General features: G+C 67.0%; 4 protein-coding genes. All 4 read left to right on the plus strand.

The window, feature by feature from the left end:
- Positions 1-1,596: RelA/SpoT family protein (locus V7Q39_RS20075; RefSeq protein ID WP_333818386.1), on the plus strand; the 1,596-nt coding region annotated here is incomplete at its 5' end.
- 72 nt (positions 1,597-1,668) lie between these two features.
- A complete protein-coding gene (locus V7Q39_RS20080; protein WP_333818387.1) occupies positions 1,669-2,349 on the plus strand; it encodes a DUF2062 domain-containing protein in 681 nt (226 codons plus the stop codon).
- A gap of 27 nt (positions 2,350-2,376) precedes the next feature.
- Positions 2,377-3,150 carry a pyridoxine 5'-phosphate synthase gene (locus tag V7Q39_RS20085; protein WP_443082556.1) on the plus strand — a complete coding sequence of 258 codons (774 nt, stop codon included), beginning with the start codon at positions 2,377-2,379 and terminating at the stop codon, positions 3,148-3,150.
- 101 nt (positions 3,151-3,251) lie between these two features.
- On the plus strand, positions 3,252-3,558 hold a 307-nt coding region (locus V7Q39_RS20090; RefSeq protein ID WP_333818388.1), incomplete at its 3' end, for an HdeD family acid-resistance protein.

Below are 3,558 nucleotides of genomic sequence, written 5' to 3' on the forward strand. Positions count from 1 at the left end.
ATGCAGTGGATGCGCGAGGAGCTGGAGGATCTGTCCTTCAAGGTCCTGAACCCCGAGGCGCGCAATTCGATCCTGCGGCGGTTCCTGACCTTGCAGAAGGAATCCGGCGATGTGGTCCACAAGATCACGGCGGATATCCTGCACGAGCTGGAGAAGGCGCAGATCGAGGCCGATGTGTTCGGGAGGGCGAAGAAGCCCTACAGCATCTGGCGCAAGATGCAGGAAAAGGACCTGGCCTTCAGCCGGTTGTCCGACATCTACGGCTTCCGGGTGATCTGCGGGTCGGTCGCCGACTGCTACCGTATCCTGGGGGTGATCCACCAGCGCTGGCGGGCGGTGCCGGGGCGGTTCAAGGACTATATCAGCCAGCCGAAGACCAACGGCTACCGGTCGATCCACACCACGGTTTCGGGGCGCGACGGCAAGCGGGTCGAAGTGCAGATCCGCACCCGCGAGATGCATGAGGTGGCCGAGGCCGGGGTCGCGGCGCACTGGTCCTACCGTGAGGGCGTGCGGGCGGCGAACCCCTTCGCGGTCGATCCGGCGAAATGGATCGCAAGCCTGACCGAGCGGCTGGACGAAGGGGATACCGACGAGTTCCTGGAGCACGTCAAGCTGGAGATGTACTCCGACCAGGTGTTCTGCTTCACGCCGAAGGGCGATGTGGTGCAGCTGCCGCGGGGGGCGACGCCGCTGGACTTCGCCTATGCGATCCACACGCGGATCGGCAACTCCTGCGTGTCGGCGAAGATCGACGGGATCCGGGTGCCCTTGTGGACGCGGCTGAAGAACGGGCAGTCGATCGAGATCATCACGGCGGAAGGCCAGCGCCCGCAATCCAGCTGGATCGACATCGTGACCACGGGGCGGGCGAAGGCGGCAATCCGGCGGAGCTTGCGCGAGGAGGACCGGGGGCGGTTCGTCAAGCTGGGGCAGGAGCTGGCGCGGGCGGCCTTCGACCATGTCGGCAAGAAGGCCAGCGACAAGGCCTTGCGCACGGCGGCGAAGATGCTGGGGCTGGCCGACGAGAACGATCTGCTGGCGCGGCTCGGCTCGGCGGAAATGCCGGCGCGGCGGGTGGTCGAGACGCTGTATCCCGAACTGGCGCAGGCGGTGGCGGAAGAGGTAGACCACAAGCGCCCGGTGATCGGGCTGACGGCCGACCAGACCTTCCGCCGGGCCAACTGCTGCCAGCCGGTGCCGGGCGAGCGGATCGTCGGCATCACCTACCGGGGGCAGGGGGTGGTGGTCCATGCCATCGACTGCCCGGCGCTGGAGGAGTTCGAGGACCAGACCGCGCGCTGGGTCGACCTGCGCTGGGAGGCGGGGCGGCATTCGCCGGTCTTCACGGTGAGCCTGGACACCACGATCTCGAACGACGCGGGGGTGCTGGGGCGCATCTGCACCTTGATCGGCGAGCAGAAGGCCAATATCTCGGACCTGCGGTTCACCGACAGAAAGCCGGACTTCTATCGCCTTATAATTGACGTGGACCTTCGCGACGTTGAGCACCTGCACATGGTCATGACGGCTTTGGAGGCCGAGACCGACGTGGCGCAAATCTCGCGTCATCGGGATTTGACACGACGGCCCTAGGCCAGCAGAACGGGCGCGACGTTAAGGGCGCGGAAGGGCGTAGGACAGGTGGTCTTCAAGCGTAGAGAACCTTTGACATGGGGCGCCTGGCTGCGCGAGCAGGTCTATCCGCGCTCGGGCTTCAAGCGGGCGATCCGCTATGTGGTCTACCGGATGCGCCGGTTGCCCGACCAGCCGCACCGGGTGGCGCGGGGGGTCTTCGCGGGCTCGCTGATCGGGTTTCTGCCGCTGCCGGGGCTGCAGTTCGTCGCCGCCTGGGGCGCGGCGCGGCTGGCGCGCGGAAACGTGCTGGCAGCCCTGCTGGCGACCTTCAACACCAACCCGCTGACCACGCCCTTCTTCGCCGTGCTGGCGATGTCGCTGGGCCACTGGATCATGGGGATCGAGGCGCCCCTGAACGCGGAATACATCGGTCGCGCCTTTTCGCGGGCCGGGGGCGACCTGTGGTATAACTTCATGGCGGTCTTCGGCCCGGAGAAGACGCGCTGGGATGGGCTGATCCAGTTCTGGCACGAAATCTATGTGCCCTATTTCATCGGTGCGCTGGGGCCGGGGCTGATCCTTAGTGTCGCGGGCTATTACATCACCATTCCGCTGGTCGAGGCCTACCAGAAGGCCCGCGCGGCCACCGCGCAGGATCGGGCCGACCGCCGCAAGACGATGCGGGCGAAGCTGGCCGAGGCGGCGGCCAAGCTGAAGCTGCGCGGCGAAAAGGGCGACGATGCAGGTGACGACAGCAGCGGCGCGCCGTAGACTGCCGGAAAACGCGGGAAGGCCGGAATGACCCAGACACTGCACAGACCCGGCAAGCTTCGGCTTGGGGTGAACATCGACCACGTCGCCACGGTGCGCAACGCCCGCGGGGCGGTCTGGCCCGACCCTTTGCGCGCGGCGCTGCTGGCGGAAACGGCGGGGGCCGACGGAATCACCGCGCATCTGCGCGAGGATCGCCGCCACATCCGCGACGCCGATATCGAGGCGCTGATGGCGGGGATCGCGATTCCGCTGAACTTCGAATGCGCGGCGACGGCGGAGATGCAGGCCATCGTCCTGCGCCATCGGCCCCATGCCGTCTGCCTGGTGCCGGAAAAGCGCGAGGAGCGGACGACCGAGGGGGGGCTTGACGTGGCGGGCGATGCCGCGCGGCTGGGCGACTACATCGCGCCGCTGCGCGAGGCCGGAGCCCGCGTCAGCATGTTCATCAGCCACGATCCCCGCCAGATCGAGGCCAGCGCGAAGATCGGCGCGGCGGTGGTGGAGTTGCACACCGGGCTCTATTCCGACCTTCTGGCCGATGGCCACGCCGCGCTGGCGGACCGGGAGCTGGCCTCGCTTCGGGCCGGGGCGGAGCTTGCCGCCAGCCTGGGGCTGGAGGTCCATGCCGGGCACGGGCTGACCTATGACAACGTCGAGCCCATCGCCGCGATCCCGGAACTGGCGGAGCTGAACATCGGTCACTTCCTGGTGGGCGAGGCGATCTTCCGGGGGCTGGAAGCCGCCATCGAGGAGATGCGCCGCCGCATGGACCTGGCGCGCGACCCGCAGGGGCGGTGAGGTGCCGGTTTTGTGCGATGTCAGTCCGGTGTTGACGGCGAAGCATCGGCATGCTGGACTTTTCGCCACGGGAACCTATTCCCCCGTTGGCGGAGTTTCACATGAAGAACAGAACCTTGCTCATCATCCTCGGGATCATCACCGTGATCGCCGGGTTCTTCGCGATCCTCAATCCCGTGGCCGGGTCGATTGCGGTGACGCTGCTGACCGGCTGGCTCTTCCTGCTGATCGGCATCCTGCAGGCCGTCGCGGTTTTTCGCGAGACCGACTGGAGCCATCGCCTGTGGTCGCTGCTTCTGGCGGCGCTGGCCATCCTTGCCGGGATCAGCCTCCTGGCCAATCCGCTGGCGGGCGTGATCAGCCTGACCTATCTGCTGGCGATCCTGTTCGTGGTCTCGGGCATCTTCA

The sequence above is a fragment of the Tabrizicola sp. genome (assembly GCF_036781545.1).
In the GTDB taxonomy this organism is placed as follows: domain Bacteria; phylum Pseudomonadota; class Alphaproteobacteria; order Rhodobacterales; family Rhodobacteraceae; genus Tabrizicola.